This window comes from Achromobacter sp. 10T422, assembly GCF_056394065.1.
Map to the genome: position 1 here is coordinate 498,370 of NZ_JBFTHD010000004.1, position 26,870 is coordinate 525,239.

Sequence of the window (26,870 nt, forward strand, 5' to 3'; positions counted from 1 at the left end):
GATTCAGCACCGCAGCGGCTGCGATACCTTGCGCGGCAAGGTCGCCACCCAAAACAGCAACGCCACCACGCTGATGCCCGCGCCCAGCGCACTCACCCCCAGCCAGCCCGCTCGTGCATACACCGCCGTGGAGGCAATGCCGCCCAGCCCGCTGCCCACGGCGTAGAACATCATGTAGGCGCCGACCAGGCGGCTGTGCGCCTGCGCGCTGATGCTGAAGATCATCGTCTGATTGGTCACGTGCAGCGCTTGCAGCGCCACGTCCAGAATCAGCACGCCCAGCGCCAGCGCCCACAGGCTGTGGTCCAGCAACGCAATGGGCGCCCACGCCAGGCATAACAGCAGCAAGCCCGCGCCCGTGGTGCGCTGCGCGAACCCACTGTCAGCCCAGCGCCCGGCCCGCGCCGCCATCAACACGCCCAACACGCCGACCAGCCCAAACGCGCCAATCGCCGTGTGCGACAAGCCATGCGGCGGCGCGCTCAGCGGCAACACCAGCGCCGTCCAGAATGCGCTGATAGCCGCAAACATCAGCAAGGCGATCATGCCGCGCACGCGCAGCACCGGTTCGGTGGCCAGCAACGTGTACAGCGAACGCAGCAGCGCCCAGTACGACAGGTTCGCCGTGGGCAAACGGCGTTGCGGCAAGCGGCGCATCAGCACCATCGCCAGCACGGCGGCCACTATCGCTGACACGACATACACCGCACGCCATCCCGCGGCATCCGCCACCACGCCCGCCACCGTGCGCGCCAGCAGCAAACCAATCACCACCCCGCCCTGCGCCGCGCCCACGACACGCCCGCGCTCCCCCGGCGCGGCCAACGCGGCAGACAGCGCCAGCAAGCCCTGCGTCATCGCCGTTCCCAGCAATCCCAGCGCCACCATGCCGGTCAGCAGCCAGGGCGTGTTGGACGACAGCGCCACCGCCATCAACGCCAGCACCAGCAAGCCCAATTGCCCGATCATCAAGCGGCGCCGGTCCAGCAAATCACCCAGCGGCACGACGAACAGCAAGGCCAGTGCGCAGCCCAATTGCGTGGCGGTGACAACGACGCCCACCGCGGCGTCGTCCAGCGCGAACTCGCGCCCGATCGCATCCAGCAAGGGTTGCGCGTAATAGACGTTGGCCACGCTCAACGCGCAAGCCACAGCCAGCAGCAACACCGTCGACGTGGGCAGGCGAACCTCGGGTTCCCCTCTTGCGGGGTCAGATTGGGGMAGCATCAGGTTTCCTATTATGGTTTTATTACGAAACCAGAATGCTAGATCTTAAGGTTTTATAATGCAACCGTTAAGTCCGATGCGCAGTCCCCCGTCTTCTACTTGCTTAAGGGTTCGACATGGTCAAACGCACCAGCCTTGAAGGCGCCGCCTGTCCAGTGGCGCGTTCCTTAGACGCGATCGGCGACTGGTGGTCGCTGTTGATCGTGCGCGATGCGTTTGATGGATTGCGGCGCTTTGGCGAATTCCAGAAAAGCCTGGGCGTGGCCAAGAACATCCTGAGCGACCGGCTGCGCACCCTGGTCGCCCACGGCATCCTTGCCGTGGCTCCCGCGTCGGACGGCAGCGCCTATCAGGAATACGTGCTCACGGACAAAGGCCGCGCGCTCTTCCCCGTCATCGTGGGCTTGCGCCAATGGGGCGAAGACCATTACTACGGCCCGTCCGAAGCCCATTCCACCCTGATCGACCGCAAGCGCGGCCAGCCGGTACGCCGCCTGGAAATCCGCGCGCAAGACGGACGCTTGCTGGAGCCGGACGACACGCTGGTGCAGAAGACAGCGCAGGCAGCGTAGGTGGCTTAGGTGGCTTAGGCCGCTGGCGGCCACGCCCCCGTCCCCAGCGACGTCGGCGAATAAGCATCGAATTTCCACCGCAGCGCCAACGCGCCGGGCCGCCGGACCACGCGGCGCACGTCCACACGCCAGAGCCGTTCCGCGCCGGCGAAGGTGTCGATCTCGGGGCTGTCCAGCACCACTTCCGCCTGGCCTGACACCTGCAAGACATCACCGCGTTCAAAGTCGATGAAGACGAGTCCCGCGCGCGGGTTCGCCACGATGTTGCCCAGCGTGTTGAAGAACCGGTTGCCTGAAAAATCGGGAATGGTCAGCACGTTGCCGTCTACGCGCACGAAGCCCGGCTTGCCGCCCCGGTGCGACACATCGACCGAGCGGCCGCCCTTCGCGTCGTCAACATAGGTCGCCACGAAGAACGTGTCGGACGCCTGGATCAGCGCGCGGGCGGCGTCGTCCAGCTGCGATTTTTCTTGCGGCGGGGCGGCGAATCGCAATGCGGGCGAGCGCGAAAAATAAAACTCGCGCGACTGGATGTACTGCGGGCAATTGCCGAAGGACTGCGCCACCGCCACGTCGAAACGCTTGCCGTCCCAGGCTGCGATCCGGCCATTCATGCGATTGCGCCGGCGCGTATGCAGTTCTATGCCCAGCAGGCCAACCGACTTGCCATCGGCCAGGCCCGCGCGCAGCGGGTCGTCGGCATCCGGCACGGCCGCCACGCGCAGCAGGTGGGGGTCCGGCGACATCGCAAACCCCGGCTGGCCTTCCAGCACGCCCGCCCAGGGGTCGCCCTGCTCGTCCACCGTTCCCATCACCAGAAAAGGCAGTTGCGCGAAGAACATGCGGTGCTGGTCCGGCATGTAGTCGCGCAGCAGCTTGGGGCCGATCTGCGCCATGCGTTCGGCCATACCGACGTGCGCATGCAGCGCGCGTTCGCCGGCATGCCAGGGCGAGGCTTCGGGTAGGGAATCAGCGGGGATCATGATGCGCTCCTTGCCGGCGCGGGGGCCGGGGTACATTCCGTTCAAGCCGCTCGAACCGTTAAGCCGTTAAGGCGTTAAGGCGGTCAAGCCATTAAGCCGTTCAAGCCGTTAAGCCATTCAAGCCGCTTGCAAGCCGGCCGCCGTGCGCGCCATCGGCACGAAGCGCGGCAGGGACTCGATGCGGGCAAGCCACTGCTGGATGTTCGGATACCCCGTCAGCGCCACATTGCCTTCGGGCGCATGCGACACATAGGTGTAGCAGGCCACGTCCGCGATGGTCGGGGTGTCGCCCGCCAGGAAGTCGCGGCGGCTGAGTTCGCTATCCATCACCGCCAGCAAGGCATGCGCGCGCGCCAGCGTGGCGTCGATATCGAACGCCGCGCCGAACACGGTCACGAGGCGGGCCGAAGCGGGGCCGTTGGCCAAGGGGCCGGCCGCTACTGACAACCAGCGCTGCACCGCAGCCGCACCCACGGCGTCTTCGGGCAACCACGCAGCACCCCCGTAGCGCTTGGCCAGATAGACCAGGATGGCATTGGAATCCGCCACTACGGTGCCGTTGTCGTCAATCACCGGCACCTGGCCGAAGGCGTTCAGCGCCAGGAATTCGGGACGCTTCTGTTCGGCCTGGCGCAAATTGACGTCAACGCAACGATGCGGCACGTCAAGCAAAGACAACATCAGCGCGACGCGGTGCGCGTGGCCAGACAAGGGGAAGCTGTAGAAGGTCAACGGAGCGGCAGACATGGCGTAGTTTCCAAATGGATAAGCGATGTCTGCATCTTGAGCCGATGCGCGCCTGCCGTGAACCGCCAGCGGCGGCAAGACACTATTACAGAAACTGAAAGAACGCCGGACGCGCGGCTCCTATACCGGCAGCGCCGCCAGATCCCGGCGCAAGGCTTCAACGCAGAATTCCACAAAGCTGCGCACCTTGGCCGAGCTGCGCCTGCCCTCGGGATACACCACATGCACCGGCATGGGCGGCGCTTCGAATTCGCGCAGCACCACCTGCAAGGCGCCGCTTTGCAGGTGGCGGGCCACTTGATACGACACCACCTGCGTCAGCCCCCACCCTTCGCACGCGGCCAGCACAGCGGCCTGAAACGACGTGACCGTCAGCTGCGACTCCATGCTCAGGCGGTGCAGTTCGCCGTCTTGCATGAAGCGCCATTGCGCGCTGCGCCCTTCCATGGCGGCGGTGATCGTGCAGCGCCGTTGCAACGCTTCCAGATCTTCCGGCACCCCGTGTTCGCGCAGGAAGGCGGGCGAGGCGCACACCACGCGGCGCACCTGCCCCACCGGCACCGCCGTCAATGACGAATCCGGCAAGGGGCCGATGCGCACGGCCACGTCCACGCCCTCGTCCATCAAATTCACCACGCGGTCCACCAGCAAGGTGCGCACCGACACTTCGCGATGCGCGCGCAAATAGCCCAGCACCGCCGGCATCACGTGAAGCTCGCCGAAGAGCGCGGGCGCGGTGATGTGCAGCGCGCCCCGCGGGGCGGCCATCACGCCGGCGGCGGCGTCGTCGGCTTGCTCGACCTCGTCCAGAATGCGGCGGCAGTCGGCGGCATAGCGTTGGCCCGCTTCGGTCAGACGCAAGCTGCGCGTGGTGCGCACCAGCAGCAACGCGCCCAGCCGCCGTTCAAGCGCCGCCACGCTGCGCGTCACCGTCGGCGCCGACATGGCCAGACGCCGGGCGGCGGCGGCGAAGCTTTGCGCGTCGGCCACGGCCAGGAACACGGTCATTTCATGGAATTGATTCATGGTGGGGTCTCGGTCTTGCGCGGCCTACAGGCGGGCGGCGCTGTCCTGGATGCACTGGCGAACGATATTGCCTAACGCGGCCGCAACGGAATCGGGCTGCGCCTGGCTGCGATACAGCGATAGCGCTATAGATGGCAGCGCCGGCAAATCGTGCTCGCCCGGGGCCAAGGCGCGCACCGATGCGGGCAACCCAAGCGGGGTGCGCACCGTTACCCCCAGGCCCGCCGCCACCGCCGCCCACAACCCCGCCAGACTGGGGCTGGTGTAGACCGCGCGCCACGGCTGATTGGCGCGGTCCAGCGCGCCCGTCGCGCAGTTGCGGAACAGGCAAGGCGCCTCGAAGGCCACCAGCGGCACCTCGCCTGCGTCGTCCCGCAGCGGCGCGGACACGGGTTGTGCGGGGCCGATCCAGCGCATCGGCAAGTCCAGCAAATGCTGCGCATGCGGCACCCGCGCGTCGTGATCCCACGCCAGCGCCAGATCCAACTGGCCTAGCGCAATGCGTTCCAGCAAGTCGGTGTTGCGCGCGACCCGCGCTTCGATCCTGACTTTTGGATGCGCCCGCGCAAATTGCCCCAACACCTGGGGCAACAGCATTTCGCCGAAGTCTTCCTGCAAGCCCAGGCGCACGATGCCTTGCAGCTCGACCCCGCGCACGGCGCGCGCCGCCTGATCGTTCAAGTCCAGCAACCGGCGCGCATACGCCAGCATCGTTTCACCGGCGTCGGTCAACGCCAGGCCTCGCCCTTCTTTGCGCAGCAGCGGCACGCCGGCCTGTTCTTCCAGCTTCTTCATCTGGGCGCTGACCGCTGATGTAGACCGGCCCAGCCGATCCGCCGCCCGGCCGAAGCTGCCCAGGTCCACGCCTGCGACGAAGCTGCGCAACACGTCCAGGTCGAAAGTGATCTGCCGCATGGTTGTCCTCAATGAATAATCCTGATTTTCAAAACTATTGAATCAATATTTCCTGATTTTCAGAACGATAGCAGAGGCGCAGACTGGCCAGGTCTTTTTTTGATTTGTCTGCTGGAGCCTTGCATGCCTGTCACTCTTGACCCCGCCGAACGCCCCGCCCACCGCTGGAAAGTGCTGGCCGTGGGCGTGGCCGCCAACGCCGCCTTTTCCGCCGCCGCCGCAGGCTTGCCGACCACCGCCGTGTTCATGCGTGCCGGCTACCGGCTGGACAACGATCAACTGGGCTTGGCATTGGGCTTGATGGGGCTGGGCGTGGCGCTATTCGAACTGCCATGGGGATTGCTGACCGACCGCTGGGGCGACCGCCCGGTGCTGCTGACCGGCCTGGGCGCCACCGCTGCGGCGTTGGCCTGGATGAGTCTATACGCCGCCCCGGCCGGCGCCGACGTGCCTGGCTTGTGGCTGCTGGCGCTGGGCCTGTTGCTGGTGGGCATGCTGGGCGGCAGCGTCAACGGCGCCAGTGGCCGCGCGGTGATGGCTTGGTTCGACGAAGGCGAACGCGGCCTGGCGATGAGCATCCGGCAAACCGCCGTGCCGTTGGGCGGCGGCCTGGGCGCGTTGTTGCTGCCGTGGCTGGCGGCGCACGCCGGCTTCGCGGCGGTGTATGGCGTGCTGGCCGGGATGTGCGCCACGGCCGCGCTGCTTGCGGTCTGCTGGCTGCGCGAACCCGTCAGGCGGGGCAGCGTGGCGCCCTCTGACGGCGGCTCGCCCACCGCCACGCCGCTACGCTGTGTGACCCGCGCCACCTCCACGGCAGCACGCGATGTGGCCCCCGCCACCTCCACGGCAGTACGCGATGTGGACCCGGCCACCTCTACGGCAGTACGCGATGTGGACCCGGCCACCGCTACGTCAGCACGCGATGCAGGCCCCGCCCCTGCCTCGCCGTTACGCGATGCTCGCGTCTGGCGGGCGGCCGTCGCCATCGGAGTGATGTGCTGCCCGCAATTTGCCGTGCTGACCTTCGCCACCGTCTTCCTCCACGACTTCAGCCACGCCGGCATCGGCACATTGACGGCGGTGATGGTGGCCGTCCAACTAGGTGCAATGGTGGCGCGCATTGCCGCGGGCCGGTGGACCGACCGCCGTGGCAACCGGCGCGCCTTTCTCCGCCGATGCGTGCAGTTGAGCTTTGTATTGTTTGCCGCGCTGGGCGCGTTGGCCTGGGCCATCAACGACACGGCATCGGCGCCGTTGGCCGTAACGGCAGTGGCGTGCCTGCTGGCGGTGGCGGGCATCTGCGCGTCGGCCTGGCATGGGGTGGCGTACACGGAACTGGCAACGCTGGCGGGCGCCAAACGCGCAGGCACCGCATTGGGGCTGGCCAACACCTGCGTCTACCTGGGTTTGTTCCTGACGCCGCTTGCCATTGCGCATGGCGTTGCGGCAAGTTCGTGGCCCTTGGTTTGGGCGGTGGCTGGCCTGTGCATGCTGGCCGCGTTGCCCTTGCTGCCCCGGCCAGCCGCGCCTGCCCGATCGCGCGTTACGCCTGAAATTCCTGGTTCAGCCAGCCCAGAAACGCCTTGACCGGCGGATGGCGTTCGCGGCCCGGCGCGCACAGCGCCGTGTACGCCGAACCCGGCACGCGCACGTCTGGCCGCACGGCGGCCAAGGTGCCCGCGCCCACGCTGTCAGACACCATCACGGAACTGGCCAGCACCAACCCCTGCCCGGCAATGGCCGCCTGCAACGCGTAGTGCTCTTCCGCATAGGCATGCACGGCCGACGGCTTGCGCCAGGCGGGCAAGCCGGCTGCACCGCACCATGCCTGCCAGCCCTGTTCGTACAGCTCGGAATCACGCCAGCGCACGGTCACCAACGCGGGTGCGCGATTTGCGCTGCGCTTGCCCATCTGGGCAAGCAACGCGGGCGCGCCGTAGACGCCAAACCATTCCTGCAATACACAGGCAGTGTGCAACGCCGGGTAGCTATGCGGGCTGTAACGCACCGCGACGTCCACGCTGGCGTCTTGCAGCAGATCCACCGGCTCGGCGCTGGCATTCAGATTCAGCTGGTACTGCGGAAAGGCCTGATAGAAGCGGCCAAGCCTGGGCACCAGCCACAAGGCTGCAAACGAATGCGTGGTGGATACCGTCAACGCCCCCGATGCCGGCGCGGGCCGTAGCGCGTCCAGCGTCTGCGCAATGTCCAGCAAGCCGCCATGCACGCTGACAAACAGGCGCGCGCCCTTGTCCGTCAGCCGCACGCCGCGCGGCACGCGGTCAAACAGCGCACATCCCGCCTGGCGCTCCAACGCCTTGATCTGATGCGATACCGCCGTGGGCGTGACCGACAGCTCAGCCGCCGCCAGCTTGAAGCTGCGCAGCCGGGCGGCTGCTTCAAAAGCGCGCAAGGCGGTCACGGGCAATGAGGCGAACATGAGGCGGCTTATATAGATGAAGTGAATTCATCTTAATCAAGGAATCGTCATTTGTCGCGGCGAGCCGGGTTTTCTACATTGGGGCATCGATATTGATTCATCGACACCAAGGCATCCCGCCCCTTTCGCGGCGCGCCTTACGAAACCAAGGACCCCGACATGAATTCACATCATCAATCAAAGCGCCTGCTCGTCCTGGTGGGCAGCCCCCGGAAAGACGGCAACAGCGCCGCATTGGGCGCCGCTGCGCAACGCGGCGCCGAGGCGGCCGGCACGCCCGCCAGCCTGTTGTTCCTGGACGACTACATCCAGGGCTTCCTGCCCGACCTGCGCCACCGGCCCGTGCCCGCCGACCGCTACGACGAGCTATTCCTGGAACATTTTCTGCCCGCCGACGGCGTGTTGTTCTGCACGCCAATCTACTGGTACGGGATGTCGGCGCAGACCAAGGCGTTCTTTGACCGCTCGTTCAGCCACTACGCGGGCGCGGGGCCCGAGCCGGAACGGGTCAAGGCCCGCATGACGGGCAAGCGGCTGGGGCTGGCGGTGGCGTCCGAGGAAACCTACCCCGGCGCGGCGCTGGGCATCGTGCATCAGTTGCAGGAATTTTCGCGCTACACGCATTCGGATTTTGTTGGCTACGTGCATGGCGCGGGCAACCACCGGGGTGAAATTGCGGCCGACCCGCGCCAGCCGCTGCTGGCGGCCGAGCAATTGGGCGCGTCGTTCTTTGAACGGAAGTATTCAGACTACCGCGTTGAAACGCCCCGCCCTCACAACGTCTGGGAAGCGGCCGCGCCCGCGCGCAGCAACACGCCGGGCGTGCTGCCGTAAACCTGCTTGAAGACGCGGGTCAAGTGCGCTTGATCCGCGAAACCCACCGCGTGCGCCGCCTGCGCCAGCGGCAAGCCATCGCGTAGCAACACGCGGGCGCGCGCCACCCGCCAATTGCGCAGCCATGCCTGTGGCGGCAGGCCATAGCGGCGCGCGAACTGTTTGACGAGCGTGGTGCGATGGCGGTGCTGCGCGCGCGCCAAGGCTTCCAAGTCTGGCGCGCAAGCGGGATCGGCGGCCATGCGCGCGCGCAGCAGCTCGCAAACGTCGGGGGCATCCGTGGAAGCGGTGTCGGCGCAATGGGCATGGGCCGCCAACAAGCTGAACAAGGCAGCGGATAGCTGTTTGCCCCGCTCCGCCCCGGCCATGGCATCCGGCGCCAACGCCGCCAGCCACTGCGTGCACAAAGCGGGCGCGCTGATCACCGGCCCGGGCAGTTGCGCATCGCTTTCGAACAGGGCGCGCGCATGGTCGTTGAACCAGGCCGCGTCGATATACGCCATGCGATACGCCAGCGGCGCGGCCGACGTGCCGCCGGTGTGGACCTGGCCGGGCGCAATCACCACCAGATCGCCCTCGCCGGCCACATGGGCTTGCCCATGCACGGTGAAGGAGCAGCGCCCTTGTTCGATGGCGCCGATGGACCAGGCGTCGTGAAAATGGGGCGCGTAGCGATACGCGCGCAGATCGGCGATCAGCACGTCGCCGGGCAGGCCCGCGCCGCAATGCCAGATGTGTTGGGAAACCGCCATGAAACCGCCATCTTGGGGCTAGCCGAAGTAGTGCCCGTCGGAGGTCAGCGACCGGGCCAGCAGCCACGCGTTACGAGGATTTTCTCCCACCCGGCGGATGGCGTAGGGCCACCAATCGGCGCCGAAAGGAAGATAGACCCTGACGTTATAGCCCAAGCCGCGCAGGGCCAGTTGCCAGTCGGGGCGCACGCCGTAAAGCATCTCGAATTCGAACGCGTCCGGCGGCCATCCGCGCTCGCGCGCCAGCGTCATGATGGCGCCGGCCAAGCGGTCGTCATGCGTGCCGAAGACGGGGTAGAAACCGGACTCGCGGGCCTCGCGCGACAACATGATGCTGGCCGCATCCAGATAGGCCTGATCGATGCGCGCGCGGCCCGCGTGGTCAAGCGCGCGCTCGGGGAATGCCCCTTTGACCAGACGCAGCGACGTGCGTTGCCGGATCGCCCAGGCCAGGTCTTCCGGCGTGCGGCGGCGGCGCGCCTGCAAGGTCAGCCCGGCGGGTAGCCCGGCTTGCAGCAAGTCGCGATGCAGCGCGCAGGTGCGGTCGCGGATGCCCGAGTCTTCCATGTCCAGCACAACCCAATTGCGGGCGGCGCCGCCGATGTGGGGAGCGGCCGAGTCAGCTGTCGCCCCAGCCGCTGCACTAGCCGCCGCCCCAATACGCCGGGCGTTTTCCGTGCCCAGTGCGTCGCTTGCCATGAAGCCGATGGCGGTGGGGTCGATGGAGACATGCACATCCAGGCCCGCCGCGCCCAATGCGTGGCACGCTTCGATGGCTTGCGACACGTTGTGCTCGATCGCGACCGGCTCGGCCACGTACTCACCCAGATAGAAGAGTGATGCGCGGATGCCGTGCGCGTCGCGCAGCCGCAAGGCGGTCTGGACGGCCGCATCGACGTCCGCGCCGCCAACAAAGCGGCGCGCCAGTGACGTCCGGGCCGCCATCGCCCGCATCGTGCGGCCCATCAGGGGGCTGCGCGCCAGCGCGATGGTGGTTCTTTGAAAAATGCTCATGGGTGCTCCCGCTAGAGAGCACCACTATGGCGGGCTGGCGGGCGTCCGTATTGAACGCCCGTGAATGGGTCGCCCGGCTAATCGGGTCGCCAGGCGAAGCGAGACGCCCGTGCAGCGGGACGCCCGTGAAGCGGGACGCCCCGTGGTTCAGCCGCGGCTATCGAACCGCCTCCGCCTACACCTTGCCACTGGCCAGCGTCGTGGCCGGCGGGCGGCCGAACAGCGGACGTTGCACCGTCTGCGCCAACAGCACGCCCGCCAAGGTCACCGCGCCGCCCAGCAAGTGATAGCCGTGCAGTTGCTCGCGCAGCATCAGGAAGGCCGCCAGCGCCGTGAACAGCGGCAGCAGGTTGATGAAGATGCTGCAACGGTTGGGGCCAAGCCGGTGCACGCCTTCAATCCACAGGTACGACAGCAGCACCGACGAGAAAATGCCCGCGTAGAGAATGAGCGGAATCGTGTTCACATCCAGCGCGGCCTGCGCCGCCGGCACGCGCAGATACAGCGGCAGCATGTAGAGCAGCGCAAAAATCGATTGCACGAACGTGGACTGCCAGGCCGGGACCGGCACCTTCCAATGACGCAGCAGCACGCCGTACAGCGCATAAGACAAGGCGGCCAGCAGCATCAGGCCGTCGCCCACGTGGATGCCGTGCTGAAACACGCTAAGCATGTCGCCCTGCCCCACCAGGTACAGCAGCCCCAGAAACGACATCACACCGCCCGCCGCCATCCCCAGCGTCAGCGGATCGCGAAGGATCACGACGCTGAGCAGCATGCTCAGCAACGGAATCAGCGCCGTCAGGATGGCCATGTTGGTGGCGGTGGTGGTTTCGGCCGCGCGATACGACAGCGCCTGAAACACCGCCGACGACAGTGCGCCGTACAGCGCCAGCTTGGGCCAGTGGCGAAGAATGACCTTGCGGTTGCGCCAGGCCGGGCGGGCCGTGAACAGGCCCATCAGAAACAGCGCCAGCACCAGTCGGTAGAAGGTGATGGCGGTGGGCGAGATGGCGCTGGCGGCCATCTTCGACACGATGACATTGCCCGCCCAGAACAGAATGGCGAACAAGGGGAACAGATAGGACATGATGCGTACGCTCGCAGGAAGGGGATCGGACCCGCCCGCGTTCAACGTGCGCAAGCGCGTTGGCGCGGGGGACGATCGCTATCCTATTGAGCGGCGTTCAGCCCGTCTCCCGATGAAATGGCACGGACTATCGCAAAATGGACATTGCTCTGCGGGATATTGCGCCGCTGACCGGGCCTGCCGTACAAAGGCCTGCCGGACACCGCGTGGACGCATCAGGGCCTGAAAGGCGCCGGGTCCAAGGGCAGCTCCACGCCAGCCATCTGGGCCGTCAACAAGGCCGCGCTGCCGCAAGCCAAGGTGAAGCCCAGCGCGCCCTGGCCGACGTTCAGCCACAGGTTGTCTGCCGCGCCGCTGCGCCCGATCAGGGGCTTGCCGGTGGGCGTGGCCGGGCGCAGACCCGCCCAGGGAATGGCCTGGCGCAGGTCCAGCGAGGGGAACGCTTCCAGCACCTGTTCTTTCAGCAAGGCCACGCGCGCAGGGTCGATGTCGGCGTTGGCGCTGCCGATATCCACCATGGCCGCGATGCGCAGCACGCCGCCCACGCGCGCATAGACGATGCGGCGTTCGTAGTCCGTCACGCTGATGCGCGGCGCGACGGTCTCGTCATCAGCCAGCGGCACGCTCAGGCTATAGCCCTTCAGCGGATACAGCGGCACGTCCTGGCCCAACGGCTTCACCAAGTTACGCGTGCCGATGCCGGTAGCCAGCACGACGGCGTCCGCGCCGATATCGCCGTTGCGCGTGTTCACGGCCACAATGCGCCGGCCTTCGCGCTGCAAGCCCGACACCGGGTTCGACATGGCGCATTCCACATTGCCCATGGCTAGCAGGCGGTCGAACAAGGCTTCGGTGAACTGGCGGCAGTCGCCCGCTTCTTCGCTGGGCGTGTAGATGGCGCCCGCCAGCTTGCTGCCCATGGCGGCCAGCGCTGGCTCCATGGCCAGCGTTTGTGCGGCGTCCAGCACCTGTTGTTCGGCGCCATGCCCCGCCTGATACGCCACCAGCGCGCGCGCCTTGTCGAGCAAGGCCGGGCTGCGATACGCGATCAGCTTGCCGTTTTTAAGATGGCCAAACGCCAGGTCTTCCTGCGCCAGCAGCGTATGCATGACGTCGCGGCTGAGATAGGACAGCCCCAACAGTTGCGCGGTGGACGCCTTGGCCACCGATGCGCGGCACGCCAGCGCAAATTGCAGGCACCAGCGCCATTGATGCAGATCCATCCGGGGCCGGAACCGCAGCGGGGAATCGCGGCGCAACAGCCAGCCCGGCACGCTGGGCAGCACGCCGGGGCCGGCCAGCGGCGCCACATAGCTATAGCTGAGCTGGCCGCCGTTGGCGTAGCTGGACACCTCGGCCGGACGCGCCTGGCTGTCCACCAGCACCACGTCGTGCCCCTGGCGCGCCAGGAAATAGGCGGACGTCACGCCGACGACGCCCGCACCGATCACGCAAACGCGCATACCTATATCCAAGAAAACGGGAAGTTGCCGCTATTCTGAAACGCGCGCCGCCCGCCCGGCAAATGCCAAACGCCGCAGCATCCATAACAAAACATCATGCCCCGGCTCAGGCGGCGCGGTGCAGCTTGATGATGGCGGCGGCGGTCGGGTCGCGCACCAGATCGGCCAGCGTGTAGCCGTTAAGGGCGTCGTAGAAGGCATTCAAGGTCTGCGCCAGCACGCCGGCCAGGCGGCAGGCGCCGTCCAGCGCACAGGGCGGTTCGCGGCAATCGATCAGCGGGCCTTGCTGTTCCAGTTCGCGGATCAGGTCACCCACGCGGTAATCGCAGGGCGGGCGCGCCAGGCTCATGCCCCCGCCCTTGCCGCGCGACGTGCTGACCCACCCCCGCTGCGACATGAAATGCACGACTTTGACCAGGTGATTGCGCGACACCGCGAACCGTTCCGCGATTTCGGGAATGGTCACGGCGGCGGGCCGGTCGCGGCATTGCGTCAGGTACATCAGGACGCGCAGGCCGAAGTCAGTGAATCGGGTCAGTTGCATGGCAGGAGTGGCAGGGGCGGCGGGGTTGCGGTCAGCCCAGGCGGGTCAGGCGGGTAAGGCAGGTCAGCCGGGTCGGGCGGACTCAGCCGGATCAGCCGGGATCAGCCGGGATCAGCCGGGATTAGCCGGATCAGCCCGCCAGGATACACCGCTCAGGCCGGCGCGCCTCCGGTGCCAAAGGCCTCGGCGTGAATGCGATCGGCGGCAACACCCAGTTCCAGCAAAGCCGCGCGCTGCGCCTGCATGAAGGGCGCCGGGCCGCACAGGTAATAGTCGGCGCCGGGCACGATGGCGTTGTCGCGGATGGCGTGCAAGTCCACGCGGCCCGCGTGATCGTAGTCTCGCCCGGGCTGGTCGTCGTGGGCGATTTCCTCGTAGAACACGGCCTTTTGCACGTTGCCGCGTTCGGCGGCGATGCGGTTCACGTGGTCTTTCATGGCATGCACCGAGCGGTTGCGACAGCCGTGCACAAAGCGGATCTGGCGCGCGTCGTTGGTTTTGACCAGATGGTTCAGCATCGACACCATCGGCGTCAGCCCCACCCCGCCGCTCAGCAGCACCACCGGCGCATCGCCGTCTTGCTTCAGATGGAAATCCCCTTGCGGCGGCGCCACATCCAGCACGCCGCCCTCTTCCAGACGGTCATGCAGGGCATTGGACACACGCCCGGCCGGCGTCTGCACGCCAGCGGCTTCGCGCTTGACCGAGATGCGCAGGCGGTCCTGGCCCGGCGCATCCGACAAGCTGTATTGGCGCGGCTGCATCAAGCCCAGTTCCGGCACGTAGACGCGCACAGACACATACTGGCCGGGCTGATATGCCGGCACTGCGCCGCCATCGGCCGGCGCCAGATAGAACGACGTGATCTCGGCGCTTTCGGGCTGCTTGCCCACCACTCGGAATGCGCGCCACCCCGTCCAGCCGCCCGGCTTGCCGGCCGACTCGGCGTACAGCCGCGCCTCTTCGGCGATCAGCAGATCGGCCAACTGCCCATACGCGGCGGCCCAGGCGTCCACCAGTTCGTCGGTGGCGGCCTCGCCCAGCACTTCGCGGATGGACGCCAGCAAATGCTTGCCCACGATGGCGTAGTGCTCGGGGCGGATGCCCAGGCTGACATGCTTGTGCACGATCCGCGTCACCACCGGCATCAGCACTGAGGGATCGTCGATATGTTCCGCATAGGCCGTGACCGCGCCCGCCAGCGCGTGCTGCTGCTGGCCGCCGGCCTGATGGCCCTGATTGAAGATGTGCTTGAGCTCGGGGTTGTGCTCGAACATGCGCGCGTAAAAATGGCGGGTCAACGCCACGCCATGGGTCTTGAGAACGGGGGCCGTGGCTTTGACCAGCGCGCGGATTTGGGGGCTCAACATCTGCTGCTCCTTGGATTGCGATCGTGCTCGCTCTTAAACATATATTCATAATACATCTTTAACGGCCAATGGCAAAACGCCCGCTGCGCAGGCGCCAATCCCTACTTTCAGGAAGACCAGATGCCCAGTTGTGTCAGCGCGGGCAAGCCGCAATCGGCCACCGGACGCCACGACGGAAACGTCGCGTCACCATCTGGCGCCAGCCACACCGCCGACGCCATCCATTCCGTTCCCACCCGCCAGGTGCACGCGCGCCAGGCGCCTGCCGGCGCGCGCAGCCGCCACCGGCCTTGCGCATCCGTTTCCAGGCCCACCGTGGCCATGTCCGCCGGAAAGTCCAGCCCGGCGGCCTTGATGAACGCTTCTTTCAATGTCCACAGCAGATAGAACCGTTCCGCTTGCGCCTTGCCCGTCAGCGCGGACAGCGCCGCCGCCTCTTGCGCGGAACACACCCAGGCCGCCAATTGGAGAAAGTTGCGCGGGCGCAGGCGTTCCAGATCCACGCCCAGCGCCCAGCCCGCAGGCGCCCGGCCACACAGGGCGTGCCCATGGCTGTGGCTCAGCGACATCACGCCAGAAAGGGGGTGGGTTTGCCTGACGGCGTGCAGCAACACGCGGCTGACCTGCCAGTCTGCTATGGCCCGGGGCGTGACGCGAGGCGCCCGCCGGGCGTCATCAGGTGACAGATCCTTCACTTGATAGTGAGCGGCGGCGCGTTGGTCCGCCCAATACATGAATAGTTCCTGAAATTCCACGGAATTAAGTAACTAATTATTGACCAAAAAAACCACGCCCACAGGCAGTAACTGAATACAACGTAACCATCAAAAACAAAATCCAGGCGCGCGGCCATAGTAGAATCGCGCGCTATGTTGACGTTCTCAATCGCGCAATGGCAAGGTTGGGCGCAAGGAATCGACTCCCCCGCTGACTGGTTACAGTGGGCCGAACATCCTTACTGCCCCCTTGGTGAACAACGCGCGCCCCGCCTCGACTTTCTGCCGCCCATGCAGCGCCGCCGGCTCAGCCCGCTGGCCCGCGCGGTGTTCGAGTGCGCCTGGCCGTTAGCCGCAGAACGCCCCGCCATGCCGCTGGTGTTCGCCTCGCGCCATGGGGAAACCACGCGCAATTTCGGTTTGCTGCAAGCGCTGGCGGCCGATGAGCCGCTGTCGCCCACGGCGTTCGGCTTGTCGGTGCACAACGCCATTGCCGCGCAGTGGTCGATCATACGCCGCGAAACCACCGAGTCCATCGCGCTTTCTGTGGAAGACGACGGGCTGGAGCACGCCTTCCTGGAAGCCGCCATGCTGTTTGGCGAGGGGCATGAAGACGTGCTCGTCGTGCTGGCCGAAGAACGCCCGCCCGCGCCCTACGCTCCCTGGATCGACGACGCGCCTTATACCTACGCCGCCGCGTTTCACCTGCGTCCGGGCACGGACTGGACGCTGACGGCATCCACTAATACAGCGGCTGACCCGTCGGCCAATGCATCGGTCAATGCATCGGTCAATGCATCGGTCAACGCATCGGCCAGCGCATCCGCCCTGCCCGCCCCGGCAGCGGCGCCCGCCTGGCCCAACCCCTTGAATCTGCTGCGCCACCTGACGCTTTGCACGCCCACATGGCGGCACGCGAACGACGTCCGCTGCTGGACCTGGACCCGTACTGCATGACTAGCACCACGCAACCCCGCCAGGATTTCTGGCTCTGGCGCCTGGTCGCCACCGGCATGGCGTTCACGATGTTCGGCCTGGGCGGCCTGCTGCTGCGCGTGCTGGTCTTCCCGCCGCAGCGGCTCTTTCCGGGCGACAGGCTGGACCGCCAGCGCCGCGCCCGCTGGGCGTTGAACGGCACGTTCCGTCTTTTCATCCGGTTCATGGTCCGCGTGGGCATCCTGACGGTGGAGTTCAAGGGCGCGGAACGCCTGGGCAAGCCGGGCCAGATGATTCTGGCGAACCACCCGTCGCTGCTTGATGTCGTGTTCCTGGTGGGCCACGTCAAGAACGCCAACTGCATCGTCAAGCACGGGCTGGCCACCAACCCCTTCACGCGCGGCCCCATCGCCAACGCCGGCTACATCACCAACGATGAAAGCTTCGACATGTTCGACCGCGCCGCCGACGTGCTGCGCAACGGCGAAACGCTGATCGTCTTTCCCGAAGGCACGCGCACGCCGCCGGACGCCTTGCCCCAATTTCACCGTGGCGCCTGCGCCATTGCGCTGCGCGGCGCGCGGGTCGTCACGCCCGTCGTCATCCAGATGAATCCGCGCAGCCTGACCAAAGGCGAACCCTGGTACCGCATTCCGGCGCGCCGGATGCGTTACGTGATTCAGGTTGGCGAAGATATTGATCCGGCCGTCTGGAGCAGCGCGCACCCGCTGCCGGCGGCGGGACGCAAGATGAATGCCTGGCTGCATGCCTATTTCGAAGCCGAACTGGCGCGCACCGCGCCGGCCGGTGCTCTCATGAACGAACACGCCACCCCTGACGGTGGCAGCGGAGTCTAAGCGGGATGAATGAATTGGAACTTGAGCTGAAAACGCTCGTCATCGAATCGCTGGGGCTGGAAGACATCACCCCCGACGATATCGCGTCCGACGCCCCGCTCTTTGGTGACGGCTTGGGCCTAGACTCGGTAGATGCCCTGGAACTGGGCCTGGCGCTGCAAAAGCGCTACAGCATCACCATCGACCCCGAAACGCGCAATATGCGCGAACACTTCACCAGCATCAATAGCCTTGCGGCCTTTGTCACCGCGCAACGGCGCGATTAACGCATACGGAGTCCACGATGCATACCCGCGAGGACATCTTCAACACGTTGCGCGATGCGCTGGTCGAATTGTTTGAAATCGAACCGGAACGCGTCACGCCCGAGGCCAATCTTTATACGGACCTTGAGATCGACAGCATCGACGCCATCGACCTGATCGACCACGTACGCCGCCAGACCGGCCGCAAGCTGGACGCCAACGACTTCCGCACGGTGCGCACCGTTGAGGACGTCGTCCAGGCCATGTGGCAAAAGCAGGCGCCCGACGCATGAGGCGCGGGGCTGCGGCCGCGTTGGCCGTTGCCGGCGTGGCGTATCCCTTTGTGGTTTACGCAACGCTGGGGCGCGTCAGCCCGGCGTGGCTGGCGCTGCCGCTCGCCCTGTTGTGGCTCGCGCGCGGGCTAACCGCGCGCAGCGCCCAGCCCGGCGGACGCTTGCTGCCCGCCGTGGCGGTTGCCTTTTGCCTGATCCTTGCCGTCTCGAATTCACAGGCGTGGCTGCGCTGGTACCCGGTGCTGGTCAACGCCATGATGCTTGCCGTCTTCGGCATCAGCCTGCGCGTTGGCCGCCCGGTCATCGAACAATTGGCGCGTCTGCGCCACCCCGATCTGCCGCCCGAAGGCGTGCGCTACACCCGCAACGTCACGCGCGCGTGGTGCGTGTTCTTTGCGGTGAACGGCGGCATTGCGGCGGGCTTGGCGGCGTGGGCGCCGTGGAGCTGGTGGGTCGCCTATAACGGCGCGGCCAGCTACGGCCTGATGGGCCTGCTGATCGCGGGCGAATGGCTGCTGCGCCCCGCAGCCGCGCGGGCGGTTTGATCATGCGCTGGACACCGCTTCCCCACCTGTTGCTGCCGGCGTCGGACGCGGATAACGCCGGGGACGCTGCTGCCGCTGCTGCTGCATCCCCTGCTGCCGCCGCTGCCGCTGCCGCCCCTGCCGCCCCTGCTGCCCCTGCCGCCCCTGCTGCCCCTGCCGCCCCTGCTGCCGCCGCAGCCCCTGCCGCCGCAGCCGCCCCGGTCGCTGATCACCCGCTGTTGACGCGCGCGGCGTTCGCGCACGCCAGCCTGCTCGCCGCCGGCGCGTTGCAGGCGCGCGGCCCCCGCCGTGTCGCCCTCTGGTTCGACGACGCCGCCGCACTGGCCATCGCCCTGTTCGCGTGCTGGCGCGCGGGCGTCGTCGCCGTGCTTCCTGGCGACGCGCAGGCGCAAACCTGCGCCGCGCTGGATGCGGACGTCGATGCCTGGCTAACCGATATCGACCTGCCCGTGCCCGCCACCCGGCAATGGCGCCTGGACACGCTGCAAGACCACGCCGCATTGCCCCCCGCCGCGCTGGACCCGTCCGTGACGCTTGTGCTGTGCACATCCGGGTCCAGCGGAACGCCCAAGCCGTTGAGCAAACAGTGGCGGCAATTGGCGGCAGAGGTTCAGGCCTTGCAACAGCAATGGCCGGACTCCAGCGCGCCCGTGCTGGGCAGCGTGTCCGCCCAACACATGTACGGCCTGCCGTTTCGTGTGTTGTGGCCCCTGTGTTCGGGCCGCCAGATCGACCGCCGCCAACGGCTCTATCCCGAAGAGCTGCAACAGGCCAGCCTGCGTTACCCGTCCTTCACCTGGATCGCCAGCCCCGCGCTGCTGCGCCGGCTGGGGCAGCGTCTGGACTGGGCGCAACTGCGCGGCCGCTTGACCCGCATCCATTCATCAGGCGGCGCGCTGCCGCCCGACGTGTCCGACGATATCGAACGCGGTCTGGGCCTGCGCCCCACCGAAATCTACGGCAGTTCCGAAACGGGCGCGGTGGCGTGGCGCACCGGTTCGGCCGACTGGCAGCCCTTGCCCGGCGCGGTGGTCAGCCTGAATGCGGACGGTGCCTTGCACGTGCAATCGCCTTGGGTGAACGCGGCCGATGAGCAGACGTCCGACGGCGCACAGCTCACGTCCGGCGGCTTCCAATTGCTGGGCCGCCTGGACCGCATCGTGAAGATTGAGGAAAAGCGCATCTCGCTGCCCATGCTGGAGCAGGCGCTGATGCGCCATGCCTTCGTGGCCGACGCCCGGCTGGGCCAACCCGGCCAGCCAGCTCAACCCGACGGCCCCGGTGACACGAGGCAACCCGGACGCGCGGATCACCGCGGCAGCGCCCGTCTGACCGGCCTGATCGCCCTGTCCGCCGCGGGCCTGCATGCCTTGCGCAACCAGGGCCGCAAAACGTTGGTGGATGCCTTGCGCGCGCATCTGGCCGGGGGCTTCGAATCGCTCGCCATTCCGCGCACCTGGCGCTTCTTCCGGCACCTGCCCGCCAACGCGCAAGGCAAGCTGCCGCAGTCCGTGTTTGACATCGCCGCCGGCCCCCGCCCCGTGGAGCCGGTTGCCGTGGAACTGCCTGGCCAGCCCGACAACGAACGCCGCTACACGCTGGACATCCCCTACGACCTGGCGCACTTCAGCGGGCATTTTCCGTCGGTGCCTGTCGTGCCGGGCGTGGCGCAGATCAGTTGGGCGATGTCGCTGGCCCAGCGCGGCTTGTGCCCTGGCTTGCGTTTCGGCGGCATGGAGGCATTGAAGTTTCAACGCCTGCTGCGCCCCGGCGACATTGCCCAATTGGCACTGCGTTGGGACGACGCCAAACAGAAGCTGTATTTCACGTGCACGGTGGACGATGCGCCTTGCTCGTCGGGCCGCATTCTTCAGGCGGATGGCCATGACGGCCTATAAGCTCTGCGCCGTCATCCCGGTCTACAACCACGGCGCCACGGTTGCCGCCGTCCACGCACAACTGGCCGCGCAAGGCTTGCCCTGCGTGCTGGTGGACGATGGCTCCGAACCCGGTTGCGCCGCGGCGCTGGACGCGCTGGGCGCCTTGCCGCATACGCATCTGGTCCGCCGCGCCGAAAACGGCGGCAAGGGCGCCGCCGTGCAAGATGGCCTGCGCGCCGCTGCCGCGCTGGGATACACCCACGCCTTGCAAGTGGACGCCGACGGCCAGCACGCGCTGCCGGATGCTGCGGCGTTCGCCCGCGCGTCCCAATCGCAGCCGCAGGCCGTTATTTGCGGCGCGCCCGTCTACGGCGACGACGTGCCGCGCAGCCGTCTCTATGGCCGCTGGCTCACGCGCGTGTGGGTGTGGATCAACACCTTGTCGCTGGATATTCCCGACGCCATGTGCGGCTTTCGCGTGTACCCGCTGGCGGCAGTGCTGCCCGTCATCAACGGCACGCATGTGGGCCGCCGCATGGATTTCGACATCGCCATCCTGGTGCGCCTGCATTGGCGTGGCGTTCCCATGGCGTGGCTGCCCACGCGCGTGGTCTATCCCGAAGGCGGCGTCTCGCACTTCAAGGGCCTGCAAGACAACCTGCTGATCAGCCGGATGCACGCGCGGCTGTTCTTCGGCATGCTGGCCCGCTCGCCAGCCCTGCTATGGCGCCGTCTGACGCGAGGGCTCGCGCCTTGACCGCCGCCGATCCGCATTGGGCGGCTCAGCCCGAACGCGGCAGCCCGCTGCTGATGCGCCTGACCGCGTGGGCCGCCCGCAAGCTGGGCCGCCGCGTGGTTGCGCCCGTGGTGTGGGGGGTGGTGCTGTACTTCTACGCCTTCGGCGGCCGCGCCCGCCGCGCCATCGCGCAATACCAGCAGCGGCTGGCGCAATCGGGCGACCTGCCCGTGCCGCTGCCGCGCACCCTGCCCGTGTACCGCCAGTACCTGGCGTTTGCCGACGCCATGCTGGACAAGCTGGACGTCTGGCAAAGCAAGATCACGATGGCGGATCTGGACATGGCCGACCCTGACGGCCTGCACGCGCAAATGGGCGCGGGCCGGGGCCAGATTCTGGTGGGCTCGCACCTGGGCAACATTGAAGTGTGCCGCGCCTTGGCCGAACGCTCGGGCGCGCTGCGCCTGAACGTGTTGGTCCACAACAAACACGCTGTGCATTTCAACCGCCTGCTGAGCGAAGCGGGCGGCGGGCTGCGCATGATTCAAGTCAGCGAGCTGGATGCGCCCGTGATGCTGGACCTGGCGCAGCGGCTGGACCGCGGCGAATGGCTCGCCATCGCCGGTGACCGTGTGCCGCTGCAAGGCGACCGCACCACGCCCGTCCAGTTTCTGGGGGCAAGCGCCCCGCTGCCGCAAGGCCCATGGCTGCTGGCCGGCCTGTTGCGCTGCCCCGTCAACGTGCTGTTCTGCACGCGGCACGGCGCGCGGTATCGCGTGGCCATGGAACGGCTATCCGACGGTATCGAATGGACGCGCGCCACGCGGCAGGCACGCATCGCCTATTGGGCGCAGCGCTATGCCGACCGCCTGGCCGCGCACTGCCGGCTGGCGCCGCTGCAATGGTTCAACTTCTACCCTTTCTGGAAAGACGATGCGTAAACGAGGCCTGATCGGCGCCGAAGTCGAGATCCGCGTGCCCTTTTTCGATGTCGATTCCATCCACGTGGTCTGGCATGGCCACTACGTGAAGTATCTGGAACAGGCGCGCTGCGAATTGCTGGACCTGCTGGGCCACAACTACGACGCCATGCGCGCCAGCGGCTACGCCTGGCCGGTCATCGACCTGCACCTGCGCTACGCGCAACCCGCCCAGTTCGGCCAGCGCCTGACCGTGCGCGCCGAACTGGTGGAATGGGAAAACCGCTTGAAGATCAACTACCTGATTCTGGATTCGGCCACCGGCACGCGTTTGACGCGCGCCACCACCGAACAAGTCGCGGTCAGCATTGAGACGCGTGAAATGCAGCTGGCCTCGCCTGCCGTATTTGTTGAGGCGGTGGAACGCAAGCTGCAAGCCCTGGAGGCCACGGCATGAAGATGTTGACGCTATTCGCCCAACGCGCCGTTGCGGCACACATGCCGCGCAGCATATTGCAACTGCGGTTCCAACGGCGAATCCACCAGCGATTCCTGCTGCCGCTCCTGCTGCGATCCCTGCTGCTCACGCTCGCCGCCCTGCCCTGGTCCGCCCACGCGTTCGACCTGAACGACTTGCAAACGCAGCTGCGCGCCACGCCCATCGTGCGCGGCCATTTCGTGCAGCAGAAATTTCTGCGTTCACTGCCGCAACCGCTGACGAGCCGTGGCGACTTCACGCTGGCTGCTGGCAAGGGGCTGTTGTGGCTGCTGCGCACGCCCATCGCCCAAGACCTGCGCATCAACGCCAATGGCATTTCGCGGCGCAACGAGGCCGGCGTGTGGCAGGCGCTGCCGCAACAGACCGGCTCGGGCCGTGAAAACCGGTTGTTCCTGTCGGTGCTGGCGGGCGATACCCGAGGGCTGCAAGAGAACTTTGACCTGGCGTTGACCGGCGAGGCCGATGCCTGGCAACTGCTCTTGACGCCGCGTTCGGCCTTGCTGCGCCAGATTTTCGACAACATTCAGATCAACGGCGGCAAGCTCGTCGACCGCATCGAACTGCGCGAAACCCAGGGCGATCGCAGCGTGCTGCAAATGACGGACGCCGCTGCCGCCGACGCGCTGACCCCCGAGGAGCAACGTGCGTTTGCCGATTGAACGCTGGCTGCCCCGGCTGTTCAAGCTGGGCTTGCTGCTGGTGCTGTGTGTAGGCGCCTGGCAGTGCCGCCACGGCTGGCCGGTGTCGGCCAACCTGATGGAGCTGGTGCCGCACGCCGCCACCGCAGACGCCACGCGCCAATTGGCCGAAGCCCGCATCCAGGAGCCGCTGTCGCGCCAAGTGCTGGCGCTGGTTGCGGCCCGAGCGGACGCGGCGGACCCGGCCGCGCCCGCGAAGTTGCTCGCCGAACGCTGGACGCGCAGCGGCTTGTTCGCGTCGGTCAAGCTTGAGCTGAACGTGGACCTGTCCGCCGTGCGCGCGCAATTGCTGGCCGGCCGTTTGGCCATGCTGCCTGCGGCCGACCGTGATCAGTTGCTGTCCGACCCCACCGCCTACGCCCAACGGCGCGCGCGCGAGCTGTCGGACCCGTTCTCGTCATCGGGGCTGGTGCCCGTGGACCAGGATTGGCTGGGCTTGACCCGCCGCGCCGAACAAGCGCTGCGCCCGGGCGGCGCGGTGCAGTACGACATGAGCACGGGCATGCTGCAAGCCGAGCACGGCGGCAAGCACTGGGTGTTGGTACGCGCTGAAACGCGCGCCGACGCGTTCGACACCGATGCGCCGCAAGGCATGTCGGCACAAATCGAGCGAGACCGCGAAGCGTTGCGCGCGGATGGCGCGGAACTGCTCGTGGCGGGCGGGCCGCTGTACGCTGCGTCCGGCCGCCAGCAGGCGGTAGCGGAAAGCTCGTGGATTGGTTCCAGCGCCATGGCCGGCATCATCCTGGTCTTGCTGCTGGCCTTGCGCCGCGTGCGCGCGCTGCTGGCGTTTGTGCCGGTAGCGGTGGGCTTGCTGACGGGCGCGGTGGCTTGCGTGGCGGTGTTTGGGTCGATCCATGTACTGACGCTGGTGATTGGCGCCAGCCTCATCGGCGTGGCCGTGGACTTTCCCATGCACTGGCTCGGCAAAAGCTATGGCATGCCCGACTGGCGCGCGTGGCCGGCGTTGCGCCGCGTGTTGCCGGGCCTGACGATCAGCCTGGCCGCCAGCCTGGTCGGCTACATCGCGCTGGCCTTCACCCCCTTCCCCGCCTTGACGCAGACCGCCGTGTTTTCCGCCGCTGGCCTGCTGGGCGCTTACGCCTGCACGGTCTGCCAACTGCCGGCCTGGATGGACGGATGGCGTCCGCGCCCCTGGCCGCCGCTGCTGCACGCCGCCAACGCCGCGCTGCGCGCACGCGAACGTCTGGCCAGCCGGCGCGCGCTGTTGGGCATCGGCGCGCTGATCATGGCCGCCGCCACGGTGGGCGGCATCAGCCGGCTGGTCATCCAGGATGATTTGCGCCAATGGCTGAGCCTGCCCGCGCCGCTCTTGCAACAGGCGCGCCAGATTGGCGAGATCACCGGCTTCACGCCGACGAGCCAGTTCTTCCTGGTTCGCGCCGCCAACGCCGACGAGCTGTTGCGCCGTCAAGCGCAAGTGGGCCGAAAGCTGGATGCGCTGGTCAAGAACGGCGATCTTGCCGCCTACAACGCGCTTAGCCAGCTGGTGTCGCCGGCAGCCGATCAACAAGCGCTAGGCGCACGCCTGGCAACCTTGGCCGCGCAGCCTGACGTGTGGAAGCCGCTGACAGACATCGGTATTCCGTTTGACGCCTTGCAGCAGACTTTGCAAGCCATGGCCACGCTGCCCGCAATCACCATCGACGACGCGTTGCAAGGGCCATTGGCCGAACGCTGGCGCGGTCAATGGCTGGGCGTGCACGACGGCGAAGCAGCAGGCATGGTCACGTTACTGGGCCTGCGCAACGCCGCCGCGCTAGAGGGCATTGCAGAAGGCCTGCCGGGCGTCGTGCTGGTGGACCGCAGCGGCGACCTGAACCGCATGTTCGCCGCCACCCGCATTGAAGCCGCCGAGCTCAAGCTGCTGTCCTACGGCGTGGCCGCCGTGCTGCTGCTGTTGACCTTGGGGCGCGCGGCCACCTGGCGCATTCTGGCGGTGCCGCTGGCCGCCACCGCCTGCGCGCTGGCCGCGCTGGGATACCTGGGCCAACCGCTGACGTTGTTCAGCCTGTTCGGCCTGCTGCTGGTGTCCGCCATCGGAGTGGACTACGCCATCTTCATGTACGAACGCGTGGCGGGCGCGGCGGCCAGCCTTGTCGGCATCTTGCTGGGCGCCGTCACCACGCTGTTGTCGTTCGGCCTGCTGGCCATCAGCCAAACGCCCGCCATCGCCAATTTCGGGCTGGCGGTGGCGCTAGGCGTTGCGTTCTCGTTGCTGTGGGCCCCGTGGATACGCCCACCGCAATCCGCCTGACCTTTACCCCCACTCATCACACTGACATGGAAGCATCTCGCATGGAACATCGTGAAGTCGTCGTTATCGGAGCAGGCCCTGCCGGCGCAGTCGCGGCCGCCCTGCTCAAGCGGCAAGGGCACGATGTGCTGATGTTGGAACGCCAGCAGTTCCCGCGCTTTTCCATTGGCGAAAGCCTGCTGGCGCACTGCCTGGAATTCGTGGAAGAGGCCGGCATGATGCCCGCCGTTCAGGCCGCAGGCTTCCAGGTCAAGAACGGCGCCGCCTTCGCGCGCGACGATGAATACACCTACTTCGATTTCCGCGACAAATTCAGCCCCGGCCCCGGCACCACCTTCCAGGTGCAGCGCGCCACGTTCGACAAGGTGCTGGCCGACGACGCCGCCCGCCAGGGCGTTGAAGTGCGCTATCTGCAAGAAGTCACGGCGGCGGATTTCAACGGCGACAGCCCCGTGCTGGACGTGCGCGACGCCGACGGCGTCACCCGCCAGATCAAGAGCCGCTTTGTGCTGGACGCCAGCGGCTACGGCCGGGTGCTGGCGCGCTTGCTGGACCTGGAACGCCCGTCGTCGATGCCGCCGCGCAAGGCCATCTTCACGCACATCGAAGACCGCATCGACGACGCCGGCTTTGACCGCGAAAAGATCCTGATCAGCGTGCACCCCGAAGAACCGGGCATCTGGTATTGGCTGATTCCGTTCTCGAACGGCCGCTGCTCGTTCGGCGTGGTGGGCGGGCAAGACCTTTTCGGCGGCCCCGACCAAGACCTGATGACCACCTTGCGCGCCATGGCCGACGCCGCCCCCAACCTGAAGCGCGTGCTGGCCAACGCGGTCTGGGACACGCCCGCCAACACCATCGGCGGCTATTCCGCCAGCGTCACGCGCTTGCATGGCCCGGGCTATGCGCTGCTGGGTAACGCCGCCGAATTCCTGGACCCGGTGTTTTCCTCCGGCGTCACCATTGCGCTGCGCTCGTCGAAACTGGCCACCGACGCCTTGCACCGCCAGCTGGGCGGTGAAATCGTGGATTGGCAAGCGGACTTTGCCGACCCCTTGATGGTGGGCGTGGAAACGTTCCGCGCTTACGTGCAAGGCTGGTACAGCGGCGAATTCCAGGACGTCGTGTTCTACAAGAACGCGCAGCCGGAAATCCGCCGCATGATCAGCTCGATTCTTGCCGGCTACGCCTGGGACGCGAGCAACCCCTTCGTCGCCAGCCCGCAGCGCCGTCTGCGCATGCTGAGCGAACTGTGCCGCAGCGCCGACGCGCAAGCGGAACCGGTCTGAT

At 67.1% G+C, this 26,870-nt stretch carries 28 protein-coding genes; 15 read left to right on the plus strand and 13 right to left on the minus strand.

From position 1 onward, the window contains the following. Positions 1-3: 3 nt before the first annotated feature. A complete protein-coding gene (locus AC1DB0_RS12805) occupies positions 4-1,227 on the minus strand; it encodes an MFS transporter (RefSeq protein ID WP_476757005.1) in 1,224 nt (407 codons plus the stop codon). A gap of 116 nt (positions 1,228-1,343) precedes the next feature. On the opposite strand from AC1DB0_RS12805, the gene AC1DB0_RS12810 reads away from it, so the two are divergent. Further along, on the plus strand, positions 1,344-1,799 hold the full coding sequence (locus AC1DB0_RS12810) for a winged helix-turn-helix transcriptional regulator (RefSeq protein ID WP_175169886.1): 456 nt from the start codon (positions 1,344-1,346) through the stop codon (positions 1,797-1,799). A gap of 14 nt (positions 1,800-1,813) precedes the next feature. On the opposite strand, the gene AC1DB0_RS12815 is transcribed toward AC1DB0_RS12810, so the two are convergent. The 4 genes from AC1DB0_RS12815 to AC1DB0_RS12830 all read right to left on the minus strand — a co-directional run bounded on the left by AC1DB0_RS12815 (position 1,814) and on the right by AC1DB0_RS12830 (position 5,470). After that, positions 1,814-2,782 (minus strand): pyridoxamine 5'-phosphate oxidase family protein, encoded by a 969-nt coding sequence (locus tag AC1DB0_RS12815; RefSeq protein ID WP_476757006.1) that lies wholly within the window; start codon positions 2,780-2,782, stop codon positions 1,814-1,816. Positions 2,783-2,899: 117 nt separating this feature from the next. Continuing rightward, entirely contained in the window at positions 2,900-3,529 is a 630-nt protein-coding gene (locus AC1DB0_RS12820) for a glutathione S-transferase family protein (RefSeq protein WP_476757007.1), read from the minus strand. Between the two features lie 120 nt (positions 3,530-3,649). Further along, a complete protein-coding gene (locus tag AC1DB0_RS12825; RefSeq protein WP_175169882.1) occupies positions 3,650-4,555 on the minus strand; it encodes a LysR family transcriptional regulator in 906 nt (301 codons plus the stop codon). Positions 4,556-4,579: 24 nt separating this feature from the next. Further along, the gene (locus AC1DB0_RS12830; RefSeq protein ID WP_476757008.1) at positions 4,580-5,470 is read right to left on the minus strand and encodes a LysR substrate-binding domain-containing protein; all 891 of its coding nucleotides are present in this window, start codon (positions 5,468-5,470) and stop codon (positions 4,580-4,582) included. A gap of 123 nt (positions 5,471-5,593) precedes the next feature. On the opposite strand from AC1DB0_RS12830, the gene AC1DB0_RS12835 reads away from it, so the two are divergent. Then, on the plus strand, positions 5,594-7,057 hold the full coding sequence (locus AC1DB0_RS12835) for an MFS transporter (protein ID WP_476757009.1): 1,464 nt from the start codon (positions 5,594-5,596) through the stop codon (positions 7,055-7,057). Here the strand turns inward: AC1DB0_RS12835 and AC1DB0_RS12840 are convergent. Beyond that, complete coding sequence (locus tag AC1DB0_RS12840; protein ID WP_476757010.1) at positions 7,014-7,910, minus strand: LysR substrate-binding domain-containing protein; 897 nt, start codon at positions 7,908-7,910, stop codon at positions 7,014-7,016. The two genes, AC1DB0_RS12835 and AC1DB0_RS12840, sit on opposite strands and share 44 nt — an antisense overlap. A gap of 159 nt (positions 7,911-8,069) precedes the next feature. Here AC1DB0_RS12840 and AC1DB0_RS12845 point away from each other — a divergent pair, with 159 nt between their 5' ends. Further along, complete coding sequence (locus AC1DB0_RS12845) at positions 8,070-8,744, plus strand: flavodoxin family protein (protein WP_476757011.1); 675 nt, start codon at positions 8,070-8,072, stop codon at positions 8,742-8,744. Here the strand turns inward: AC1DB0_RS12845 and AC1DB0_RS12850 are convergent. From AC1DB0_RS12850 to AC1DB0_RS12880, 7 genes are all read right to left on the minus strand, one after another. Beyond that, positions 8,684-9,496, minus strand: a complete 813-nt coding sequence (locus AC1DB0_RS12850) for a helix-turn-helix transcriptional regulator (protein WP_476757012.1) — start codon at positions 9,494-9,496, stop codon at positions 8,684-8,686. The two genes, AC1DB0_RS12845 and AC1DB0_RS12850, sit on opposite strands and share 61 nt — an antisense overlap. A gap of 18 nt (positions 9,497-9,514) precedes the next feature. Further along, positions 9,515-10,510 (minus strand): proline dehydrogenase family protein, encoded by a 996-nt coding sequence (locus AC1DB0_RS12855; protein ID WP_476757013.1) that lies wholly within the window; start codon positions 10,508-10,510, stop codon positions 9,515-9,517. 175 nt (positions 10,511-10,685) lie between these two features. Next, a complete protein-coding gene (locus AC1DB0_RS12860; protein WP_476757014.1) occupies positions 10,686-11,600 on the minus strand; it encodes a DMT family transporter in 915 nt (304 codons plus the stop codon). A 215-nt stretch (positions 11,601-11,815) separates the two neighbouring features. Continuing rightward, positions 11,816-13,063 (minus strand): D-amino acid dehydrogenase, encoded by a 1,248-nt coding sequence (locus AC1DB0_RS12865; protein ID WP_476757015.1) that lies wholly within the window; start codon positions 13,061-13,063, stop codon positions 11,816-11,818. A 106-nt stretch (positions 13,064-13,169) separates the two neighbouring features. Then, positions 13,170-13,607 (minus strand): Rrf2 family transcriptional regulator, encoded by a 438-nt coding sequence (locus tag AC1DB0_RS12870; protein WP_054422257.1) that lies wholly within the window; start codon positions 13,605-13,607, stop codon positions 13,170-13,172. A gap of 152 nt (positions 13,608-13,759) precedes the next feature. Further along, positions 13,760-14,977, minus strand: coding sequence for an NO-inducible flavohemoprotein (hmpA, locus tag AC1DB0_RS12875; RefSeq protein WP_346552718.1), 1,218 nt, complete (start codon positions 14,975-14,977; stop codon positions 13,760-13,762). Between the two features lie 107 nt (positions 14,978-15,084). Next, entirely contained in the window at positions 15,085-15,711 is a 627-nt protein-coding gene (locus tag AC1DB0_RS12880) for a 4'-phosphopantetheinyl transferase family protein (RefSeq protein WP_476757016.1), read from the minus strand. A 135-nt stretch (positions 15,712-15,846) separates the two neighbouring features. Between AC1DB0_RS12880 and AC1DB0_RS12885 the strand changes: the two genes are divergently transcribed. Genes AC1DB0_RS12885 through AC1DB0_RS12940 form a run of 12 tightly spaced genes read left to right on the plus strand, consistent with a single transcriptional unit; the run spans position 15,847 to position 26,869 of the window. Continuing rightward, complete coding sequence (locus AC1DB0_RS12885) at positions 15,847-16,650, plus strand: beta-ketoacyl synthase chain length factor (RefSeq protein ID WP_476757017.1); 804 nt, start codon at positions 15,847-15,849, stop codon at positions 16,648-16,650. Next, positions 16,647-17,486, plus strand: a complete 840-nt coding sequence (locus AC1DB0_RS12890; RefSeq protein ID WP_175169871.1) for a lysophospholipid acyltransferase family protein — start codon at positions 16,647-16,649, stop codon at positions 17,484-17,486. The genes AC1DB0_RS12885 and AC1DB0_RS12890 overlap by 4 nt, the downstream gene beginning before the upstream one ends. Positions 17,487-17,491: 5 nt before the next feature. After that, positions 17,492-17,752, plus strand: coding sequence for a phosphopantetheine-binding protein (locus AC1DB0_RS12895; RefSeq protein ID WP_054422262.1), 261 nt, complete (start codon positions 17,492-17,494; stop codon positions 17,750-17,752). A gap of 17 nt (positions 17,753-17,769) precedes the next feature. Next, positions 17,770-18,024 (plus strand): acyl carrier protein, encoded by a 255-nt coding sequence (locus tag AC1DB0_RS12900; protein ID WP_054422263.1) that lies wholly within the window; start codon positions 17,770-17,772, stop codon positions 18,022-18,024. Continuing rightward, positions 18,021-18,569, plus strand: coding sequence for a COG4648 family protein (locus AC1DB0_RS12905; protein ID WP_054422264.1), 549 nt, complete (start codon positions 18,021-18,023; stop codon positions 18,567-18,569). Before AC1DB0_RS12900 ends, AC1DB0_RS12905 begins: the two co-directional genes overlap by 4 nt. Continuing rightward, positions 18,533-20,467, plus strand: coding sequence for an ApeI family dehydratase (locus AC1DB0_RS12910; RefSeq protein ID WP_476757018.1), 1,935 nt, complete (start codon positions 18,533-18,535; stop codon positions 20,465-20,467). The genes AC1DB0_RS12905 and AC1DB0_RS12910 overlap by 37 nt, the downstream gene beginning before the upstream one ends. Then, positions 20,454-21,206, plus strand: a complete 753-nt coding sequence (locus tag AC1DB0_RS12915) for a glycosyltransferase family 2 protein (RefSeq protein WP_427946952.1) — start codon at positions 20,454-20,456, stop codon at positions 21,204-21,206. The genes AC1DB0_RS12910 and AC1DB0_RS12915 overlap by 14 nt, the downstream gene beginning before the upstream one ends. Further along, on the plus strand, positions 21,203-22,126 hold the full coding sequence (locus AC1DB0_RS12920) for an LpxL/LpxP family acyltransferase (protein ID WP_476757019.1): 924 nt from the start codon (positions 21,203-21,205) through the stop codon (positions 22,124-22,126). Before AC1DB0_RS12915 ends, AC1DB0_RS12920 begins: the two co-directional genes overlap by 4 nt. Continuing rightward, positions 22,119-22,562: an acyl-CoA thioesterase gene (locus tag AC1DB0_RS12925; RefSeq protein WP_054422267.1), complete on the plus strand. Its 444-nt coding sequence runs from the start codon at positions 22,119-22,121 to the stop codon at positions 22,560-22,562. The genes AC1DB0_RS12920 and AC1DB0_RS12925 overlap by 8 nt, the downstream gene beginning before the upstream one ends. After that, a complete protein-coding gene (locus tag AC1DB0_RS12930; RefSeq protein WP_441371144.1) occupies positions 22,559-23,263 on the plus strand; it encodes an outer membrane lipoprotein carrier protein LolA in 705 nt (234 codons plus the stop codon). The genes AC1DB0_RS12925 and AC1DB0_RS12930 overlap by 4 nt, the downstream gene beginning before the upstream one ends. Continuing rightward, the gene (locus AC1DB0_RS12935) at positions 23,247-25,580 is read left to right on the plus strand and encodes an MMPL family transporter (protein WP_476757020.1); all 2,334 of its coding nucleotides are present in this window, start codon (positions 23,247-23,249) and stop codon (positions 25,578-25,580) included. The genes AC1DB0_RS12930 and AC1DB0_RS12935 overlap by 17 nt, the downstream gene beginning before the upstream one ends. Before the next feature lie 41 nt (positions 25,581-25,621). Next, positions 25,622-26,869, plus strand: a complete 1,248-nt coding sequence (locus AC1DB0_RS12940; protein WP_476757021.1) for an NAD(P)/FAD-dependent oxidoreductase — start codon at positions 25,622-25,624, stop codon at positions 26,867-26,869. Position 26,870 lies beyond the last annotated feature (1 nt).